The sequence below is a fragment of the Nocardia sp. NPDC005745 genome (assembly GCF_040630775.1).
GTDB lineage: Bacteria > Actinomycetota > Actinomycetes > Mycobacteriales > Mycobacteriaceae > Nocardia.
In genome coordinates, this window is record NZ_JBEXYF010000015.1 from 87,586 (window position 1) to 106,766 (window position 19,181).

16 protein-coding genes are annotated in these 19,181 nt (G+C 69.0%); 9 read left to right on the top strand and 7 right to left on the bottom strand.

Annotated features, from left to right (window positions below; translation table 11 throughout):
• Positions 1-109 precede the first annotated feature (109 nt).
• The 3 genes from ABZ420_RS17845 to ABZ420_RS17855 all read left to right on the top strand — a co-directional run bounded on the left by ABZ420_RS17845 (position 110) and on the right by ABZ420_RS17855 (position 5,327).
• Positions 110-529, top strand: coding sequence for a DUF5318 domain-containing protein (locus tag ABZ420_RS17845; RefSeq protein ID WP_040871200.1), 420 nt, complete (start codon positions 110-112; stop codon positions 527-529).
• A 538-nt stretch (positions 530-1,067) separates the two neighbouring features.
• Positions 1,068-3,434 carry a transglycosylase domain-containing protein gene (locus tag ABZ420_RS17850; protein WP_357123818.1) on the top strand — a complete coding sequence of 789 codons (2,367 nt, stop codon included), beginning with the start codon at positions 1,068-1,070 and terminating at the stop codon, positions 3,432-3,434.
• 222 nt (positions 3,435-3,656) lie between these two features.
• Entirely contained in the window at positions 3,657-5,327 is a 1,671-nt protein-coding gene (locus ABZ420_RS17855; RefSeq protein ID WP_357123821.1) for a glycosyltransferase 87 family protein, read from the top strand.
• A gap of 10 nt (positions 5,328-5,337) precedes the next feature.
• Here the strand turns inward: ABZ420_RS17855 and ABZ420_RS17860 are convergent, their stop codons facing one another.
• Both ABZ420_RS17860 and ABZ420_RS17865 read right to left on the bottom strand, forming a co-directional pair.
• Positions 5,338-6,915, bottom strand: a complete 1,578-nt coding sequence (locus ABZ420_RS17860) for a TerD family protein (RefSeq protein ID WP_357123599.1) — start codon at positions 6,913-6,915, stop codon at positions 5,338-5,340.
• Between the two features lie 31 nt (positions 6,916-6,946).
• Positions 6,947-8,356: a TerD family protein gene (locus ABZ420_RS17865; RefSeq protein ID WP_357123602.1), complete on the bottom strand. Its 1,410-nt coding sequence runs from the start codon at positions 8,354-8,356 to the stop codon at positions 6,947-6,949.
• Between the two features lie 180 nt (positions 8,357-8,536).
• On the opposite strand from ABZ420_RS17865, the gene ABZ420_RS17870 reads away from it, so the two are divergent.
• The 5 genes from ABZ420_RS17870 to ABZ420_RS17890 all read left to right on the top strand — a co-directional run bounded on the left by ABZ420_RS17870 (position 8,537) and on the right by ABZ420_RS17890 (position 13,224).
• Positions 8,537-9,160, top strand: coding sequence for an AIM24 family protein (locus ABZ420_RS17870; protein WP_357123824.1), 624 nt, complete (start codon positions 8,537-8,539; stop codon positions 9,158-9,160).
• A gap of 10 nt (positions 9,161-9,170) precedes the next feature.
• Positions 9,171-9,866 (top strand): AIM24 family protein, encoded by a 696-nt coding sequence (locus tag ABZ420_RS17875; RefSeq protein WP_357123605.1) that lies wholly within the window; start codon positions 9,171-9,173, stop codon positions 9,864-9,866.
• A gap of 7 nt (positions 9,867-9,873) precedes the next feature.
• The gene (locus ABZ420_RS17880; RefSeq protein ID WP_040871210.1) at positions 9,874-10,638 is read left to right on the top strand and encodes an AIM24 family protein; all 765 of its coding nucleotides are present in this window, start codon (positions 9,874-9,876) and stop codon (positions 10,636-10,638) included.
• Between the two features lie 99 nt (positions 10,639-10,737).
• Entirely contained in the window at positions 10,738-12,237 is a 1,500-nt protein-coding gene (locus ABZ420_RS17885; RefSeq protein WP_357123608.1) for a hypothetical protein, read from the top strand.
• Positions 12,238-12,378: 141 nt separating this feature from the next.
• On the top strand, positions 12,379-13,224 hold the full coding sequence (locus ABZ420_RS17890; protein WP_357123611.1) for a hypothetical protein: 846 nt from the start codon (positions 12,379-12,381) through the stop codon (positions 13,222-13,224).
• Between the two features lie 2 nt (positions 13,225-13,226).
• On the opposite strand, the gene ABZ420_RS17895 is transcribed toward ABZ420_RS17890, so the two are convergent.
• On the bottom strand, positions 13,227-14,024 hold the full coding sequence (locus tag ABZ420_RS17895; protein ID WP_357123614.1) for an MBL fold metallo-hydrolase: 798 nt from the start codon (positions 14,022-14,024) through the stop codon (positions 13,227-13,229).
• Positions 14,025-14,071: 47 nt separating this feature from the next.
• Between ABZ420_RS17895 and ABZ420_RS17900 the strand changes: the two genes are divergently transcribed.
• Positions 14,072-14,458 carry a MerR family transcriptional regulator gene (locus ABZ420_RS17900; protein WP_357123617.1) on the top strand — a complete coding sequence of 129 codons (387 nt, stop codon included), beginning with the start codon at positions 14,072-14,074 and terminating at the stop codon, positions 14,456-14,458.
• A 45-nt stretch (positions 14,459-14,503) separates the two neighbouring features.
• On the opposite strand, the gene ABZ420_RS17905 is transcribed toward ABZ420_RS17900, so the two are convergent.
• From ABZ420_RS17905 to ABZ420_RS17920, 4 genes are read right to left on the bottom strand one after another with little or no spacing between them, the layout of a single operon-like run.
• The gene (locus ABZ420_RS17905) at positions 14,504-15,292 is read right to left on the bottom strand and encodes an HAD family hydrolase (RefSeq protein WP_357123827.1); all 789 of its coding nucleotides are present in this window, start codon (positions 15,290-15,292) and stop codon (positions 14,504-14,506) included.
• 59 nt (positions 15,293-15,351) lie between these two features.
• Positions 15,352-16,491: a cysteine protease StiP family protein gene (locus tag ABZ420_RS17910; RefSeq protein WP_357123620.1), complete on the bottom strand. Its 1,140-nt coding sequence runs from the start codon at positions 16,489-16,491 to the stop codon at positions 15,352-15,354.
• The gene (locus tag ABZ420_RS17915; protein WP_357123623.1) at positions 16,488-17,957 is read right to left on the bottom strand and encodes a phosphoribosyltransferase domain-containing protein; all 1,470 of its coding nucleotides are present in this window, start codon (positions 17,955-17,957) and stop codon (positions 16,488-16,490) included. Before ABZ420_RS17915 ends, ABZ420_RS17910 begins: the two co-directional genes overlap by 4 nt.
• Complete coding sequence (locus ABZ420_RS17920) at positions 17,954-19,168, bottom strand: HpcH/HpaI aldolase/citrate lyase family protein (protein WP_357123626.1); 1,215 nt, start codon at positions 19,166-19,168, stop codon at positions 17,954-17,956. The genes ABZ420_RS17915 and ABZ420_RS17920 overlap by 4 nt, the downstream gene beginning before the upstream one ends.
• Positions 19,169-19,181: the final 13 nt, after the last annotated feature.

A 19,181-nucleotide genomic window follows, 5' to 3' on the forward strand; every position in this document is an offset into this window, starting at 1 on the left:
GGATCGTAATCCGGATAACGGCGCGACGCGCCGGATCCGGCACCCGCCGGAGCCGGTCAATCCGCACAGCCCGGGGCGGCCCGATTCCAACACCGCTACTCTGGTTCTCGTGCGAATTCAGCGGCAAGTTGTCGACTACGCCCTCCGGCGCCGGTCGCTGCTGGCTGACGTCTATGCGGGCCGAGTCGATGTCGCCGAGGTGTGTGATGCGAATCCCTACCTCTTACGGGCGGCGAAGTTCCACGGTCGGGGGAGTGAGGTCACATGCCCCATCTGCCGGAAGGAACAACTGACCCTCGTATCCTGGGTCTTCGGCGACGGCCTCGGGCCGGTCGCCGGATCGGCTCGCACACCCGAGGAACTCGTGCGCCTCGCCGAGACGCGCGAGGAGTTCTCGGTCCATGTCGTCGAGGTATGCAGGACCTGCAGCTGGAATCATCTGGTGCAGTCCTATGTGCTCGGTTCCACGCCTGCGCCGCCACGCCGCCGCACCGGGACACGCGCGAACCGGCGCACCGCCGCCGAATGAAGTGCCAGGTCATTCGCCAGTCGGGTGACTCGCGGAGCCGGCATGCGTCCGCCACGGTGACGACTACCGCTGATAGCCACTTGGACCGCTACGAGTTATGGAGATCTTGTCAGTGAATTCGCCCTACGAGACTTCCCCCTACGGCGATGAGCCACATGGCGGCCGTCCTCCACAGAGTTCACGTCCAAGTCCCAACCCGTATCAGAATCCCCGTCCCGGCCCGCCGCCCGGCGCCCGGCCGGTTCCGCCGCCCGGGGGGCGTCCCATCCCCGGTGAGCCACGCGGCCCACAGGCGCCGCGCCGTCCCGGCCCCCCGCCGCAGGGACGACCGCCGCAGGGTGGCCGTCCGCCGCAGCCGGGCAGGCCGCCGCAGCCCAATCGCGGTGCGCCCGCCAGCGGCGCGCCCGCCGGCGGTGCGCCCGCCCCGCAGCAGACCCAGCGGATCCAGCGGCCGGGCTCGCTGACCGAGGCGGTGGCCGACCGCGACCGGCGCGGCCCCTCCACCGGCCCGCGTCCGGCCACCGGCGCGCGTCCGGCGGTGGACCGTGAGGGACGTCGCGTCCCGGGCAGTGGGCCCTCCACCGGTGAACGCGGGCAGACCGCGGGCGGCCCGCCGTCGGGTCCGCCGCCCCGCCGTGGCGGCGGCAACGGTGACGGCTCCGATGGGCCGGGCAGGCGCCCGGCGCAGAAGAAGAAGTCGCCGTGGCGCATCGTGCGGCGCACCCTCTATGTCCTGATCGCGTTGGCCATCCTGCTGCCCAGTGGCATCTTCCTCGCCGCGTACACCACGGTGTCGGTGCCGCAGCCGGGAGACCTGAAGACCAACCAGGTGGCGACCATCCTGGCCTCCGACGGTGACACGGTGATCAGCAAAGTGGTGCCGCCGGAGGGCAACCGGACCGACGTCACCATCGAGCAGATCCCGCCGCACGTCCGCAACGCGGTGATGGCCGCCGAGGACCGGGACTTCTACACCAACCCCGGCTTCTCGATCTCCGGCTTCGCGCGTGCCGCCAGGGACAACGTCCTCGGCAAGGAGAGCGCGGGCGGTGGTTCGACGATCACCCAGCAGTACGTGAAGAACGCGCTGGTCGGTGACGAGCACTCGCTGACCCGCAAGATGCACGAGCTGGTCATCTCGGCCAAGATGGCGCGGCAGTGGAGCAAGGACGAGATCCTCGCGGCATACCTGAACACCATCTACTTCGGTCGCGGCGCGTACGGCATCGACGCGGCGTCCAAGGCGTACTTCGGCAAGCCCGTGCAGGAACTGACCGTCGCCGAGGGCGCGGTGCTGGCCGCCACCATCCAGCTGCCCTCCAGCCTGGACCCGGAGAAGAACCCGGAGGGCGCGAAGACACGCTGGAACTACGTGCTCGACGGCATGGTCTCCGCGGGCAACCTGAGCGCGGGCGAGCGGCAGAGCCTGCAGTACCCGCAGGTCGTGTCCCTCGCGTCGACCCAGGACAAGGAGCAGGACTCCGGCCCCGAGGGACTGATCAAGACCCAGGTGCTCAAGGAACTCGCGGCGGCGGGCATCAGCGAGCAGCAGCTGAACACCTCGGGACTGCAGATCACCACCACGATCGACCCGAAGGCGCAGCAGGCGGCGGTCGACGCCGCCACGTCGAAGATGCAAGGCGAGCCGGAGCAGCTGCGCACGGCGGTGGTCTCGATCGATCCGCACACCGGCGCGGTGCGCGCCTACTACGGGGGCAGCGACGGTCAGGGCTACGACTACGCCAACGCCGGTCTGCAGACCGGTTCGTCGTTCAAGGTCATCGGCCTCGCCGCCAACCTGGAGCAGGGCATTCCGCTGTCGCAGATGTACGACAGCTCGCCACTCACGGTGAACGGCATCAAGATCACCAACGTCGAAGGTGAGCAGTGCGGCATGTGCACCATCGCCGAAGCGCTGAAGCGATCGCTGAACACCAGCTTCTACCGGATGCAGCTGGACATGCAGAACGGTCCGCAGAAGATCGCCGACATGGGTCACCGGCTGGGCATCCCGGACACCATCCCGGGTGTGGGCAAGACCCTGACGGAGTCGGACGGTTCAGGGCCGAACAACGGCATCGTGCTCGGTCAGTACCAAGCCCGGCCGCTGGACATGGCCTCCGCCTACGCGACGCTCGCCGCCTCCGGCGTCTACCACGCGCCGCACTTCGTGACGAAGGTGGTGACCGCCGACGGCCAGGTGCTGCTCGATCGCGGCGAAGTGGCCGGTGAGCAGCGCGTCTCGGCCGCGGTGGCCGACAATGTCACCGCCGCGATGAAGCCGATCGCCGGCTGGTCCCGCAACCACGGGCTGGCCAACGGCCGCGAGTCGGCAGCCAAGACCGGTACCGCGCAGCTCGGCGACACCGGTGAGAACAAGGACGCCTGGATGGTCGGCTACACCCCGTCGCTGTCCACCGCCGTGTGGGTCGGCAGCGTCGACAACTCGGCACTGCGCAACTATGGCGGCGGCATGATCTACGGTTCGGGTCTGCCTTCCGACATCTGGAAGGCGACCATGGACGGCGCGCTCTCGGGCAGCCGCAACGAGACGTTCCCGAAGCCCGCGCCGATCAAGGGCCAGGCCGGTGTCCCCGAGTGGTCGGCGCCCTACACCCCGCCGACCACCGTCGACACCCCCCTGCTGCCGCCGGTCGTGGTCGCGCCGACCCAGGTGGAGATCCTGCCCGGCATCACCATCCCGGTGCCCGGCATCCAGCCCGCACCGCAGCAGCAGCGCCCGCAACAGCAACGTGAGTCGGACGCGGGCCCGCTGCCCGGCCAGCCGGTCGCACCGACCGACGGTTCCTCGCCGAGTGCCACCGGCTCACCGAGACCGGGCAACAGCGGCAACTCCGGGAACGGCGAAGGTACGAGCGGAACCGCGCCCACCCGAAGTCGATAGATCGTCGTCGCGAGCCGGGGCCGACCGCACCATGGTCGGCCCCGGCTTGTGCGTCGCCTCCCTTTCGATGAACCCGGTCGGCATGCGCTGTGATGCCGAGGCGGTCGGTGCCCGAGTCGATCCGGACCGCGCGGCGCCCTCCGGGTAGCCTCGGGTTCCGTGACCGATCAGCAGTTGGTGGAGGCACGGAGGAATGGGAGGGCGCCGCTGTCGGACCAGAAGATGGTGCCCGGTGGGGCGTACTACGCCGCTCCCGCTCCGCTCGCCTCCGATCTGCGATCGGCGGACGCGCGCGACCGGCCGAGCCGCAACGATTCCCTCGCCGCGCAACTGTCCACGGTGATCGGCGGGCCGGTCGGTGATCATGCGCTGATCGGACGGGTGCGGTTCTGGACGCCCATGCGAGTGCTGCTGGCGTTCACCGTGGTGTTCCTGGCACTCGGCTGGTTCGGCAAGGCGGGATGCCTCCAGCAGACCGATGGCGCGGACGGCCCCACCCTCGACTGGAACAACGGCCGCCAGTACGTGGCGATGTGTTACTCGGACACCGTTCCGCTCTACGGCGCGGAACGGCTGAACGAAGGCGCCTTCCCGTACAAGAAGCAATGGACCGAGCAGACTCCCGACGGTGGGCGGGAGACGCGATACATGGAGTATCCGGTGCTCTCGGGCCTGTACCAGTACTTCTCGATGCGGATCGCGAAGAGCTGGGACGCCGCACCGCTGCCCGGCGCGTTGCAGGTGGTGATCTACTTCAACGTCGTCGCGTTCGGTCTGGCGATGGCCTGGTTGATCACCGTCTGGGCGTCGGCGCTGCTGTCGGGCCGCCGGATCTGGGACGCGGCGCTGATCGCCTGTTCACCGTTGGTGATCGTGCACGCGTTCACCAATTTCGACGCGCTCGCGACGGCCTTCGCCGCGACCGGCCTGCTCGCCTGGGCCCGGCGCAAGCCCGTGCTGGCGGGAATCCTGCTCGGTCTCGGCGGCGCCGCCAAGCTGTATCCCCTGCTGCTGCTCGGTCCGATCGTCGTGCTGTGCCTGCGTACCGAGACGATGCAACGCACGCCGCGCACGCACCTCGGCCTGCGGATCCGCGATATCGACAGCTGGCCCGCCTTTCTGGCGTGGGTCCGCGAGACGCCCTACCGCGTCCAATTTCTCAGTGCCCGTCCGCTCGGCGCCGCGTCCGTCACCGTATGCGCCGCGCTGGCCACCTGGCTGGCGGTGAACCTGCCGATCGCCGCGCTGTTCCCGAACGGCTGGCGGGAATTCTTCCGGCTCAACACCACCCGGCATGCCGACCCGGACTCGATCTACAACGTGATCTCCTCGTTCACCGGCTGGCCCGGCTTCGACGGCGTGCTGACCCACGGGGAGCAACCCGCCATCCTCAACGCCGTCTCGCTGCTGGCGTTCGTCGCGGCGTGCGCGGTGATCGCCTACATCGGACTCACGGCGCCGCAGCGGCCGCGGCTGGCGCAGCTGTGTTTCCTCGTGGTCGCGGCGTTCCTGCTGACGAACAAGGTGTGGAGTCCGCAGTATTCGCTGTGGCTGGTGCCGCTGGCCGTCCTGGCGTTGCCGCACCGGCGCATCCTGCTGGCCTGGATGACCATCGACGCGCTGGTCTGGGTGCCGCGCATGTTCTACTACCTCGGCCTGGACCGCAAGGGCCTGCCCGAGCAGTGGTTCACCGGCACCGTCGCCCTGCGTGATCTGGCGGTACTCGGACTGTGCGCCCTGATCGTGCGCCAGATCTACCGCCCCGAGGAGGACTTGGTGCGGCGCGACTTCGTCGACGACCCCGTCGGCGGGATCGTCGACCGTATGCCGGACCCGCTGCTGGCGTGGCTGCCGGAGCCGCTGCGACCGCGACCGGCGGTCGCACGCGGCTGACCAGGCGATCTCACGGGGTGCGCAGGAAGCGCGCCTGCCGTTCCGGCTCCTGCGGCAACATGTCCAGATCGAGTTCCCACGCGCTGCCGGTCCACGGGTCGAACAGCGGCGTACCGCCGATGGTCGGCAGGTGGCGGCACGACTGCGACAGCATCGCCACGGTGGTGTCGGCCGAGTCGGATTCGTCGGCGCCGACGATCACGATGGACAGCCCGATCAGCTCGCCACGCGTGATCAACGCGCCGATCCGCTGCGCGTCCGAGCTCTGATAGCCATGCGGGAAATCCGCGGCCAGCAGGACCCGATGCTCGCTGGGCGGTGTGAACGCGCCACTCGCATAAGCCAATTCGGCCAGTTCGGCGGCGTCCACCAGCGCTTGCAACCGCGCCGAGATATCGGCGTGGTCGGTGATCGGCGGGCCGTTGAGCACCGGAGCCAGCAAACCGGTGAAGCCGCTGAACGCATCGGTCAGATCGATGATGTCCAGCAGCGTCCGCCGCTGCGGCGCCGTGGCGAGCAACCGCGCGAGCAGCGCGCCCACCACGGGCGTGACCGCACGGGTCGATTCGGCATCGATCCACAACGGCCGGTTCAGCGGCACCGGAACGCAATACGGAATGCGCACCGATCCCCGGTCGAGCGCGTACAACTCGCCGAGCCGGATACCGTCGCTCGGTGCGGGCGGCTTGTCCCAAACGGGCGAGTCCCAGGAGGCCAGGGCGGGCGGCAGCACCCGGTCGGCCTCGGCGAGTTCGCCCATCAGTTGTTCGGCGTCGCGCTCGTGATTGCGCTCGGCGGTGGCGACCAACTCGTCGTGCCGTTGCTGCGCGACCCGGCGCGCCTGCTCGGCTGCCGGAGTATTCCTCGTCGCCGGGTCGGAGACGGCGAGCGACAGTTCGTGATCCAACCGCTTGGCCGCGTACTCCCGCGCCGAGATCAGGGCGGCAGCCGATCGCGCGGCGTCCTCGAACACCATCCACAGCCGTTCCAGGCCGTGACCGACCTCCAGCGGCGCACCGGCGGCGGCGATCTGCGCGTCACCCGCCAGCGGACCGGCCATGGTGTGCGTACCGGGTTGGTCGGAGGGCCCGGATTCCGTGGCCGCTCCGTCGACCTCGACGCCGTGCGCCGTGAGCAACACGGCGAGACCGCCCGCGTAACCTTGGCCCACCGCGCGCAGCTTCCAAGCAGGACCGCGCCGGTACACCTCCAGGCAGATCAGCGCCGTCTCACCGGACGACGGGGTGATCGCGAATTCCGCGGTCACGCTGTCGTTCTCGGACAAGGTGGCGGTGACCGGCCCGAGCCCGTCGGCCCGCGCGGGGACGGCCGGGTCGGCGCTGACCACGAGCAGCACGGCCTTCGCGTCGGCGCGCACATCGGTGAGCGTGATCGTGATCCCGTCGGCCGTCAACGCGACCCCCGCCGTGGCGGACTGGTTGTAGAAGACGAAATCGTCGCTGGAGAACACCTTCAGGTTCTCCGCGACTACCAGCGCGGAAACGTCGAGGGCAGCCTCGGCGCGCGCACTGAAACGAACGACCTCACCGGTCAACGGGATGTTCTGACCGGCCTGCAGTTGAATCACCGTGTCTGCCCTGCTGTCGCGCCGCCGGTGGTCAATTGTTGACGAGGAACCGGCCGAGCTGCGGCACCGCCTCACCCGGATGCTTGGCCTGGAAGCCCTCACCGAGCGCCTGCAGTTTCCAGTCGTTGCCGACCCGGTACAGCTTGGACATCGCCATCGCGGTGAACGGCATGCCACCGGCGAGCGTGTACCTGGCCAGCTCACCGTTGTTGGTCCCGTCGACCAAGCGGCAGAACGCGTTCTGCACCTGCTCGAAGGTGTGACCCTTGTAGGAGGTCACGATGAACAGCAGCGTGGTGATGTGCGCGGGGATGCGGGTCAGGTCGACCAGGATCACCTCGTCGTCGCCCTCGCCCTCGCCGGTGAGGTTGTCGCCCTGGTGGCGGATCGAGCCGTCCTTCGAGGTCAGCTGGCCGTAGTAGGCGACGTCCACCGGGTTCATGTCGGCGAACAGGATGACCGACGCGTCCAGGTCGATATCGACCGTGCGGTTGCCGAACATGCCGCGGCTGCGCACCGGATCCCAGCCGAGACCCATCTTGACGAAGGTCAGCGCGGCGCCTTCCTTACGCAGGGTCACCCGCTGGCCTTTGACCAAGCTGACCGGGCGGTCCTTGCTCAGGCTGACCTCGGCGGGCTGCTGCGGTTGCTGGGGAACGGGCTGGCCGGGCGGCGGATACCCCGCCCCGGGGGCGGGCGGCGGGGGATAACCCTGGCCGGGCGGCGGCGGGTAACCCGGCCCGCCCTGCGGTGGCTGACCGGGACCCGGGGGCGGGTAGCCGGGGCCGGGCGGCGGATAGCCGGGACCGGGGCCGGGCGGCGCATACTGCGGCGCCTGCTGCTGGGTCGGGTACGCCGGGGCGGTGGGCGGCTGCTGAACCGGCTGCGGCGGAGGCGGCGGCGGGGCCTGCGGCGCCTGCGCGGGCTGGGCGGGCGCATCATCGACCGTCACACCGTGATCGGTGACCAGCGCGGCGAAACCGCCCGCGTAGCCCTGTCCGACCGCACGCACCTTCCACGCACCCTGACGACGGTAGAGCTCGAGCGCGATCACGATCGACTCGGTGTTCAGCCCTTCGATCCGGTACTCGTACAACCGATTACCGGCCGCGTCCGACACGATCGCGGTCGGTGCGGGGAACATGCCGAAATTGCTGTTCGCGTCGTCCAGCGTGATCACCGCGCGAATCTGATCGATGTCGGCGGGCACGGCGTTCAACGACACCGCCAGCGACGCGGGCTGGCCCGCGGGCGCGGGCTGCAAGTTGACGCCGGGGCCGCTGGGCTGGTTGAAGAAGACGAAGTCGGCGTCGGAACGGACCTTGCCCCGCTCGGTGACCAGTAGTGCCGACAGATCCGCCGGCGCCGTGAGCTGGACGGAAATCACCACGTCGTTGGTGGCCAGCGGACCGTTCTGGCCCTTGGCGAGAGTTGCGGACAAGTTCGACCCTTCGCTTGTCGGTGCGTTCGCATGACACTCTACGAGAAACGCGCTGCGCGGCGCTTGTACTCGACTGCCGAGCTACCCCGACACTCGCGAAACATCGGTTAGGGTGACGGCACGCAGATGGAATACGGCGATCGCACCGTGTTCCCGATCGAGACAGCAGGCAGACACCGCATGGCGCAACTGTTCGAGCAATCGAAGAAGGTGATCGAGGCTCATCTGGCCGGAACCAGCCTCCGCGCGATCTCCGGCTCGATGATTGCCTACGAGGGAAACGTGCAGTTCAAAGCGGCCGGTTTCGGCGGAGGCGACGGTGTGATCGCCGGGCTGAAGCGCCGGGCCACCGGCGAGAAGCTGTCGCTGATGGAGTGCGCCGGGCACGGCCGGGTGTTCTTCGCCGTCAACGGCCAGCACGTCACCGTGGTCGACCTGAACAACGAGACGCTACAGGTGGAGTCGCAGCAACTGCTCGCGTTCGCCGGGAACCTGCGCACCGATGTGCGTTTCGCCGGGTTGCGCGGCGCGTCCAGCGGGCAGGGCCTGTTCACCACGACCGTCTCCGGCCAGGGTCAGGTCGCGCTGCTCTCGGCCGGCGGTCCGCTCATCCACCTGGAGGTTTCCCCGCAGTACCCGCTGATAGTGGATCCGGACGCGTTCGTCGCGGCGCGCGGCAACCTCAACCAGTCCTTCGTCACCGACGTGTCCTGGCGCACTTTCGTCGGCCAGGATGCGGGCGAGGCGTTTTCGCTGCGCTGGGACGGCCAGGGCGTGGTGTTGATCCAACCGGCGGAACGGTAGGGGCGAGCGGGTGTTCGAGAAGATCAACGGCAAAGTCGTCAAGGTCGATGTCGGGATGGCGGGCGGTGTGGTCGCTCGCAACGGCGCGATGCTGTTCTATACCGGCGACGTTTCGTTTGCCCCCCACCAGATTCCGGGGGCACAGGGGATGGGCGGCATGGGCGGGCTGATGGGGCTGGCGGGCCGCGCGATGGCGGGTGAGCACGAGCGCACCATGCTCGCGCAGGGCAACGGCCAGGTCCACTACGGATTCGCGGGTCTGGAGGTCCACGTGGTGCACATGCAGCCGGGCGCGACGCTGCGCGTCGAGGCTTCGCGGCTGCTGGCCAACACCGCCGGATTGCAGAGTTCGGTGGTGTCGGTGATGAGTTCGGGCGGCGGAGGCGGTGGCGGCCTGATGGGCGCGCTGCGTGGCGCCGCCTCGGGCGCGTTGACCGGGCAGGGCATGTTCACCACCCAGCTGTCCGGGCAGGGGGCCGCGGTGCTGCTCGCGCACGGCGGATTCCTGGAATTGCAAGTGGGCGGGCCCAATCCGATCGTGGTCGACCCGCAAGCCTTCGTCGCCGCTTACGGCAACGTGCAGACCGAACTCAAAGCGGCACTGAGCTGGCGGGATGCCGTGGGCCGCGGTTCCGGCGAGGCGATGCAGTTGCATTGCGCCGGGCAGGGCGTCGTCTACGTGCAGGCCTCCGAAGAGAAGTTGTGAGCAGGGTATGTCCCAGATCCTCAACCCCATGAATCTCGGTGAGAGCGACAACATCCCGGGAAACAGCTACGCCTACTGCATCGACCTGAACAAGCCGTGGTTCATGCGCAAGGGCGCGATGATCGCCTATTACGGCGACATGCGGTTCCAGATGCTCACCCACGGGTTGCAGGGCGGGCTGCTGCACATGGTGTCGCAGCAGTTCTCGGCGCCGCTGTTCACCGGCGATTACGTCGTCGCGGAGGGGCACGGCAAGCTGATCATCGGCGACCGCGGCTACGACATCAATTCCTATGACCTCGAGGACAACGGCAACCTGACCATCCGGGCGGCGAACCTGCTGGCCTTCGAACCGGGTCTGTCGCTCAACCAATCCATCGTGCCCGGCTTCCTCACCCTCATCGGCACCGGCAAGTTCCTCGCCTCCTCCAACGGGCCGGTCATGTTCGCCGAGCCTCCGCTGCGCGTCGACCCGGAATCGCTGGTCGGCTGGGCGGATTGCCCCTCTCCCAGCCACCACTACGACGAGCGCTGGATCTCGAACTTCCTGGCCGCCGGTGCGGCGCGCTTCGGCGTGAACTCCGGTGAGGAGCGTCAGTTCGAGTTCACCGGCGCGGGCACCGTGCTGATCCAATCCAGCGAGAAGGTGCTCAGCGACTCGATGCTGGTACGCACCATCGAGGGACAGATCCAGAGCGGCATCACCGTCGGCGGCCTGCAAAGACTGCAAGGGCTCATCGCGCAGCAACTGGCGGGGCAGCAGCAGTACTGACCCGCGGAACCCCGGTCGCGGCCGCGCGAAATCGCGACCCTGCCCGGAATCACTCGTGTGGGGGATTCGCGGCCCGCCGGACCTGGATACCGTTCATTCGTGTTTCACATCCTCTCGTCCCAGCTCCTGCGCGCGGCGCTGCCCGCGGCGATCCTCGCCGCGGTAGCGGTGCCCGCCGCAGCGATGCCGATTCCTGCGGTTCCAGCCGTGCCGGAACCGCCGCGATACGTCGGTGCCGCCGCGAGCGGCGAGCCGGTCACCGGCGTCTCAGCGGTCCCGCAGAACCCGCATCTGGCGCCGAACGGCAATTCTGGTATCCACAACGACGGGTGGATGAGCGATACCTATACCCGTCCCGGTCCGCTCGGCCGGTCGCCGCGGACCGATTCACTGCTACTCGGCAGCGAGTGCGGTTCGGTCGCGTTCGACCGCGCCGGCCGGATCGTCACCACGTGCCTCGGGTTGCAGCCGGGCCTCTATCTCATCGATCCCGCGACTATGACGGTGCTGGGAAAACATCCACTGCCCGGCAAGACTCCCGGCGATATGCTGCGGCCCGGCGCTTTCGACAACTTCGGTGGCGGAGGGTACTTCTACCTCGACGACGAGGACCGCGCAGTGGTGGGCACCAGCACCGGACATATTCAAGTGTTCGCCGAAAACCCTACTGCCGGCGGTTTTTCGCTGGCACGCGACTACGACTTGACCGAGGTGCTGCGCCCGGAGGAGACACTGAACTCCGCGCTGCCGGACTCGAACGGCCTGATCTGGTTCGTGGCCAAGACGAACGGCGTGGTCGGCACCCTCGATCCGGACACCGGTGCGGCGCAGGTGGTTCGGCTCGGAACGGGCACGGAGAACCAGATCGAGAACTCGTTCGCCGTCGGCGCGACAGGCGAGGTCTACGTCGCCACCAACCGGCAGCTCCTTCGCTTCGACGCCGGACCCGACCGGGCGCCCCGGATCACCTGGCAGACCACGTACGCCAACAGCAACCAGCGCAAGCCGGGCCAGGTGGACGACGGAACCGGCACCACGCCCACCGTCCTGCCCGACGGCTATGTCGCCATCACCGACAACGCCGATCCGATGAACGTCGTCGTCTACCGCACGGCGCCCTCTGTCGCCGAACGGCAGGTCTGCGCGGTACCGGTGTTCGAACCCGGCCGCAGCGCAACCGAGAACTCCTTGATCGGTGCGGGGCGCTCACTCATTGTGGAGAACAACTACGGGTATTCGCATCCCGACGCGGTCGCGTCCGGCAAGACGACCACCCCGGGGTTCGCCCGTGTCGACATCGACGCCGACGGCAACGGCTGCCGTCTCACCTGGACCAACTCGGTCGAAGCCGCACCCTCGGTGGTACCGAAGCTGTCCCTGGCCAGCGGTTTGATCTACACCTATACGAAAGGCACCGAGCCGAGCGACCCGTGGTACTGGACCGCCCTCGACTACCGCACCGGCGCGACGGTGTGGAAACAGCTGTCCGGCACGGGCCCGGGCTTCAACAACAATTACGCCGGGATCGCGATCGGCCCCGACGGAGCGGCCTACCTCGGCACGCTCGGCGGACTGGTGTCGATGCGTGACGGCCGGTGAGCAGGCACCGCGGGCAAACCACGTCAGAGTAGATCGCGCCGACAGGCGGCTCACGTACGTACAGCAAAGGATTCGCGACGGAACGGTGAACTCGTCTCGATGTGCACCGGCGCCGGTGCACGGTCGGCGCAGAATCGGGTCATGGCTGACTCGGCGCTTTCGGCGCAGCGTCGCACGGCGCTGACGCACCCGGCCCACGACGAATTCCGCTTCGCGACAGCGTATCCGCGGGTCGCCGACTACTGGGCCGCCGCGGGCCGGTTGCCCGGCACCGGGGACGACATCGCCGACGCCACGTTCGACCTGCACCTGCTGCACTATATGACCGGTGGCGCGAGCACGAACCCGTACTGGGACATCGTCGCCGCAGCGGTATCGCCAGGGCCGTGGGAGCGCGCGAACCGCTCCGAGGTGAACGGTGGGAACCCGAAAGGCAGTGCGCGACTGGCGTACGCGCAGATCCTGCTGCAAGCCGCCTACGCCTACGCGATCCCCTCGCCCGCGACACTGCGCTGGATAGCGGACGTGGCGCAGGGCCAACCGGTGCTGGAAGTCGGCGCCGGGCGCGGCTATTGGGCCTACCAACTCACCCGAATGGGTGTGCCCACAAATGCTTTCGACTCACACCCGCCGGACCGGGCAGCCAACACGGCGTTCCCCGCCGCCGCGGGACTGCCCGCGACCTGGCACCCCACCGCGACGGCACCCGCCTCGACCGCCGATCTCGCCGCCGCCCACGCCGACGACGCGCTGTTCCTCTGCTGGCCGCCCGGGTGGGAGAACCCCATGGCTTCGACGACGCTCACCGCCTACCAGGACGCGGGCGGCTCGCTGCTGGTCTACATCGGCGAACCGCGCGGCGGGCGCACGGCCGACAGGGCGTTCTTCGACGCGCTCGAGGCCGGGTGGACTCTGCTCGACCAGGACCCCGGCTACGTCTCGTGGTGGAATCTCGGCGACCGGGCACAGTGCTGGCAGCGTCGATGAGTTCAGCTCGCGCGCTGGAACTCCCACGGGTCGTGCGCGCTGATCAAGGTGACCTCGTCGCCGTGATCGCGGTGCAGTTCGCGCAGCCGCGCCTGGGTGCCCAGTCGCAGGTCGTGGTGGACCTCGGAGGTGGTCTGCACGATGTCGAGCACCGGGTGGGGCTGCGGCGCCGGATCGAGTTCGCGATGGTAGTAGTACGCGTCGCCGCAGTGCAGCAGCCAACGTTCGCCTTCGCGGACCGCTATGCCGGTGTGGCCCGCGGTGTGCCCGCCCAGCGGAATCAACTGGAAGTCGCCGGGCAGGTCCTTCGGTTGGATCGCGTCGAAGCCGAACCACTGTCCCGTCGGGTCCGACGGGTAGGTCTGCCAGAGCGGGTCGTGGGCCCAGTGCGCGGGACGGTAGCGGAAGCTGGGCGCTTCGGCCCGCGCCGCCGCGAGTTCCGCGGCGAGCACGTGGACCCGTGCGTGCGGGAAGTCGGGCAGTCCGCCGCAGTGGTCCACGTCGAGGTGGGTGAGGATGATGTGCCGGACGTCGACGGGGTCGTAGCCGAGCCGCTGGACCTGCCGTATCGCCGTCTCGTCCTCGGTGAGCACGGGCTGGGCCATCGCCACCCAGTCCGCCCCGAGCGTGCCCGCCGGGTCACGCACGTCATCGAGCCCGATGCCCGTCTCGATCAGGACCAGGCCGTCGGATGCCGTCTCGACCAGCAGGCAGTGGTTCACGGCATGGGCGGGCGCTGGTCCGTCGTAGGTGGCTTCGATCCGCCGAACCGAGCCGCAATTGAGGTGATGGATCGTCATGCGAGTTAGTCTGTGACTTGAAGCGCGGTTCAAGTCAAGGAGACGAGATGAACGACCTGCTCGATATCGCCGAAGTCGGCGAGCGAACCGGCCTCGCCCCTTCCGCACTGCGCTTCTACGAGAAACGCGGGCTGATCACCGCCACCGGCCGCAACGGCCTGCGCCGCACCTACCACCCCGACATCCTCGGCCGCCTCGCCCTCATCGCCTGCGCCCGCGGCGCCGGTTTCACCCTCGCCGAGATAGCCCGCTTCCTGCGCGCCTCCCCCACCGACGCCGAACTACGCACCCGCATGGCGGAGAAAGCCAGGCAACTGGACGACGACATCACCCGCCTCCTCCGCATGCGCGACAGCCTCCGCCACGCCTCCACCTGCACCCACGACCCCTTGGTCGAATGCCCGGACTTCAAGTCCACCTTCGAACCGGCATGAGACGAACCTGATCGTCAGGCACCGGGCCGACGGATGTCGTGCCGGCTACGCGGAAGGCATCGGAGCTGCCTTGATGAACCAGTTGATGATTTCCTCGCCCGCCAGGATGCCGGTGGCTCGGGTGATGGTGAGGTTGGGGTGGGTCCAGTTGAGTTGTTCGAGTTCGCCGTGGCGGGGGCGGATGGCGGAGTCGGCGGCGCGCAGCATGTCGGCGTCGAGGGCGCCGTCGCCCGCGGCGAGCGTGCGGGCATCGTCGGCGAGTTCTCCGCCTTCCCAGAGGCGCTTGCGCACCTCGTCGACCGCGCGGCTCTTGCAGACGGCCTGCGGCATGGTGTAGATCTTGCGGCCCTGCTGGGACGCCGACCAGCCGCGTAGACGACACCAGTCGTCCCACTCGGCCAGGAATCCCTCGGGCACCTCCTTGGGCTTCACCACCAGATAGCAGAAGAGGTGGTCGGCCACGCGGAACTTGGTGACCCAGGAGTCATCGATGCGGGCGTGCAATTCCTTGCTCACCTCGGACAGGGTGGCGCCTCCCGCACGGACCTTGGCGTCGATATCGATGCGCCAGCTCAGATCGGGCACGCCGTCGACCAGGATGTTCCCGCCGTTGCTGGTGATCGCGTAGCGCCAGGGCGCTCCGGGCAGCCGGATGCGGTCGAACTGTTTGATGGTGCGGGTGGTGGTGGGAACGACGGCGGCGGGTTCGGTCAGGGTCTGCATCCGCAGCGCCGCGGTGGTGGTCATGAACGACAGCGGCGCCCCTTCCAGATGCTCCACGCAGACCGTCGGCACGTCGGCGGTGGTGCTGAAGGCGTTACGCGAGTAGATCATCGTCCGGTCCAGGTCGGTCGCGATCAGCGCGCGTCTTCGGTGTGCTTTCGGAGATAGGTTCACTGCTGCACGTCCTTGATCAATCCCATGCACGAATATGCCAGGTCGGCGACGACTTCGACCGGGACACCCCGGGCCGCGGCGAGCATCCGGATGTGCGCGTGCTCCGGGGCGTCCGCCTCGCGCACCAGCACCCGCCACGGCACCCGTCGCAGCAGCACCCGAGTGGTCTCGCCGACGCCGGGCTTCACGAAGTTCACGCCGGCGATGCCGTACCGCTCGCGCACCTGCTCCACCGACGCCCAGCCGGACCAGGTGGGCGTCCGGTCACTCGCGCGAACCGCGGCCACCTCCGCGGGCACCCGGTCGCGGATCGCGTCGAAGGCGCCGCTCACGACGTCCAGCAGACGTCCGGACACGTCCGCACCGGCCAGTTCGCGGTAGAACTTCGCGCCGTGGAAATCACCGGGGCCGATCAGCGTGTCGTTGAGGACCGTGCGCGAGACCAGGCCGGAAACGGTGGAATTCAAGCAGGCCGAGGCGATCAGGAAGTCGTCGCGGGTGCCGTAGGTGCGCACGCAGTGCCCGGGATCGGCCAGCACCACCAACTCGTCGTCGAACCGCGCGCCACCGGCCGCGTGATAGGCGTCCAGCGCCTCGGTCAGCTCGCGGGTGATCGCCCCTTTGCCGGTCCATCCGTCGATGAACACGACCGAGGAGGGATCGTGCTGCTCGGCCAGGTAGTCCAGCGCCACCGCGTCGATGCCGCGATCCCGCACGATCGACACCGCGTAGTGCGGAATCTCGAGGCTCGGACGCCGCGAACGCAGCCAGCGACGCATCAGAATCCCGACCGGCGTGCCCGCCCGCGCCAGCGACGCCAGGACGATGTCCTCACCGCGTTCGGCGACGACCAGCTCGGACACGGTCGCCACGGCCAGCGCGAGCCGCTCGGCGCTGGCCGTCAGCACCTCGTCGAACAGCGACCGATACGTCGCGTCCGGCTGGTACTCGATCGGCAGCGACTCCGCGTAGTGCGCCTGCCCCGCCTGGATCCGCCGTTCCCGCTCCGCGACGTCGGCCTCCAGATCGACGCCCGACAGGTCCTTGAGCAGCCAGGAGACCTCGTCGGCGGCGTAGGAGCCGAACTCCGGCCCGTGCAGCGGCGTGGGTAGCGCACCCACCCTGGTACTCGTCACGCCCGGCTCCCGGCCGCTGTCGCGCGTTCGGCGTGCAGCCGCCGCGGGTCCGCCTCCGGCAGCACCGCGAGCAGCACGTCCGCGCCGGAAGCGGTCAGCACGTCCACCAACCCGTGCTCGGCCATCAACTCCGCCGTGTCGGCGGGTGAGTCGACCACCACGACGAGCACCGGATCGGCGGCCGGGCCGTCGCCATCGGCACCACTGCCGACACCGTCATCGGTAATCGCGCAGGCGGCCTCGTCGCGGCGCGGCGGAGCGGCGAGCAGCGCGCCCGACCCGGCGAGGTCCGCCTCGAACACGTCGAGAGTCACCGGCCAGTGCGCGTTGTACAGATAGCGCGGCGCAGGGTCGCCCGGTTCGGGCGCGATGAACCGGAATCCGCGCCGCAACGGATACCCTGGCTCGTCCAGCACGTAGGCGGGCGATCGCGTGGTGGTCTGGAAGCGCGTCGGCGTCCCCGTGTCGGCGAGCAGCGCCGCCAGCCGCAACGGCAGATACATCAACTCCTCGTGCCCGAGCACGATGACGGCCCGGCCCGGGAAATCGGTGGCGAGCCGGGCGGCCAGCACCTGCTCCGCGTCCAGCAGCGCGGCCTCGAACGCACCGGTGTCGGAGGCGAGTACGCCGTGCCTGCCGCCCTCCGGAACGGAAGCGGGCCACGGTAGTTCCATCCGGCGGAACGAGCCGAGATGTCCCGCGGTCGGATTCAACCGCGGCTCCGGGAGCGCCCCGACGGCGTCGACCAGCTCCGGGGGCAGCGACGCCCGGCCTGCGGCGAGACAGACCGTGTCGATCCGCGCCCCGAGTTCCGCCGCGGCGGTGTCGAATGCGGCACGGTCGGCCTCGGTGCGCAGGTCGACCAGCGACGCGAGCACGTAGTGGGCGCGCGGCGAGAAGGCGTGCAACGCGCGCACCGCATCGATCGCCGTGGCGCCGGTAGAGATCTCGTCGTCGACGAGCACCAGCGGCAGATCGTTGACGAAGATGTCGGCCGGCGCCGGTTGCAACAGGTGCGAGGTGGCATGCGAATGCCCCTCCTCGAATCCGGCGAGCGTCTGCGCGTGCGGCACCTCGCGCCGGGTCGAATGGAGATAACAGCTCGCGCCGATCCGCGCGGCCACACAGTGGCCGAGTCCCGTCGCGGTCTCGGCGAACCCGAGCACGACGGCTTCGCGTTCACCGAGCACCGCGCGCACCAGATCACCCAGCTGATCGCCCGCGCCGAGCACCACCCGCGGATCGGTCGGCAGGTGCTTGCCGAGCACGGTGGAGACCAACAGGTGCGCCCGGCGCCGGTTGTTGTGGCGAACACCCGGCTGGACCAGCGCCGTGATCGGCAGCCGCGCCGAGCGCAGCCGGTCCGAATCGCGTTCGCGCACCGGGTCGTGATGCAGCGATATTCCGAGAGTTCTTGTCGCCCAGGGGATTTCGCTGCTATCGAGTTCGGTCGCTCGGCCGCTCATACGGTGACCATCGCGGTAAGCAGATCCACGAACGACACTCCCTTGTTCGCCACGCCGAACACCCGTGCGCGCAACAAGGTCTGTCGCGCCCAACTGCGATGCGGCCGCATCTCGTTCATCTTGTTCCGGTAACCGGAGGCCGCCACGCCGCCGACGTCCTCGCGCAGGATGTCCAGCGCGTCCGAGTACTCCTCGTGCGACACCACGGACAGCGCGTGCACGGCGGACACGTGCGACGGGTGGATCACCGTCTTGCCCTGAATGCCGTTGGCCCGGTCCAGCGTGATCTCCCGCAGCAAGCCGTCCAGATCCCGGCTGACCAGGTACTGCCGGAACGGCACCGCGTCGGACTCCTCGAACGGCGCGGTCCGCAGCAGCGGCCGGAACATCCGTTCGTGATCGGCGAAGTACTCCCACACCGGCCCCGTGATGACGAACCCGGTACCGTCCGCGCGCCCCAGGTAGTTCACGATATCGGCGATGACGTCGGCGACCACGCGTACGTCGTAGATGGTCAGGTCGCGGTCGCGGCGGATGCCGAACGTCGAGCACATGTCGGTCGCGCCCACCCGCACCGCGAGCACCCGGTCTCGATGCGCGGCCAGCAGCGCCGCGATCTGGGTGAGCTCGTAATCGCGGGTCTCCCGGTGCACCAGCACCGCCGACTCCAGCACCGGCATCCCGTACAGCGGCCTGCCCACCCGCTGGGCCGCTACGTTCAGCGCGTTGAGGTACTTCGGTCCGGTGACACTGTCGAACTTCGGGAACACGAACCCGGTCAGCACCTTGGCGCCCGGTCCGAGTTGCTCGATGAGTTCGGTGATCGTGTCCGCGTCGCGCACCCGGACGAACAACAGGGGGTTGGCGTCGTGGCTGCCCGCGAGCAGATCGAGCGCGGCGACGGTCTGTTGCTTGGCGTACTCCACCTCGTGATCGGCCACCGCGTCCTCGAGGTCGATCACCATCGAACACACCCCGTGCTCGGCGCGCCTGCCGATCGTCAGCGCGAGATCGGGCCTGGTCGCGGGCGCATACAGCGTCGCGCCGAGCCCGACCGCGAGCAACTCGCGATCGGTGTGGTCGTCGCCGAACGGCTCGGGCTGCCGGTGGAAGAGTCGCCTCGCCTCTGGGCCGTGCAACTGCCGGAAGTGGCGCAGCGGCATTCGCTTCCGCAGGGAAACCTCCTGCTGGACGGCGATGCCTGCGGTCATCGTTGCCCCATCC

Coding starts and splice junctions, on each gene's coding strand:
- ABZ420_RS17920 (WP_357123626.1), bottom strand. CDS start 19,168: ATGACCGCAGGCATCGCCGTCCAGCAGGAGGTTTCCCTGCGGAAGCGA.
- ABZ420_RS17855 (WP_357123821.1), top strand. CDS start 3,657: ATGGTGCCCGGTGGGGCGTACTACGCCGCTCCCGCTCCGCTCGCCTCC.
- ABZ420_RS17915 (WP_357123623.1), bottom strand. CDS start 17,957: ATGAGCGGCCGAGCGACCGAACTCGATAGCAGCGAAATCCCCTGGGCG.
- ABZ420_RS17870 (WP_357123824.1), top strand. CDS start 8,537: ATGGCGCAACTGTTCGAGCAATCGAAGAAGGTGATCGAGGCTCATCTG.
- ABZ420_RS17900 (WP_357123617.1), top strand. CDS start 14,072: ATGAACGACCTGCTCGATATCGCCGAAGTCGGCGAGCGAACCGGCCTC.
- ABZ420_RS17890 (WP_357123611.1), top strand. CDS start 12,379: ATGGCTGACTCGGCGCTTTCGGCGCAGCGTCGCACGGCGCTGACGCAC.
- ABZ420_RS17905 (WP_357123827.1), bottom strand. CDS start 15,292: ATGATCTACTCGCGTAACGCCTTCAGCACCACCGCCGACGTGCCGACG.
- ABZ420_RS17895 (WP_357123614.1), bottom strand. CDS start 14,024: ATGACGATCCATCACCTCAATTGCGGCTCGGTTCGGCGGATCGAAGCC.
- ABZ420_RS17880 (WP_040871210.1), top strand. CDS start 9,874: ATGTCCCAGATCCTCAACCCCATGAATCTCGGTGAGAGCGACAACATC.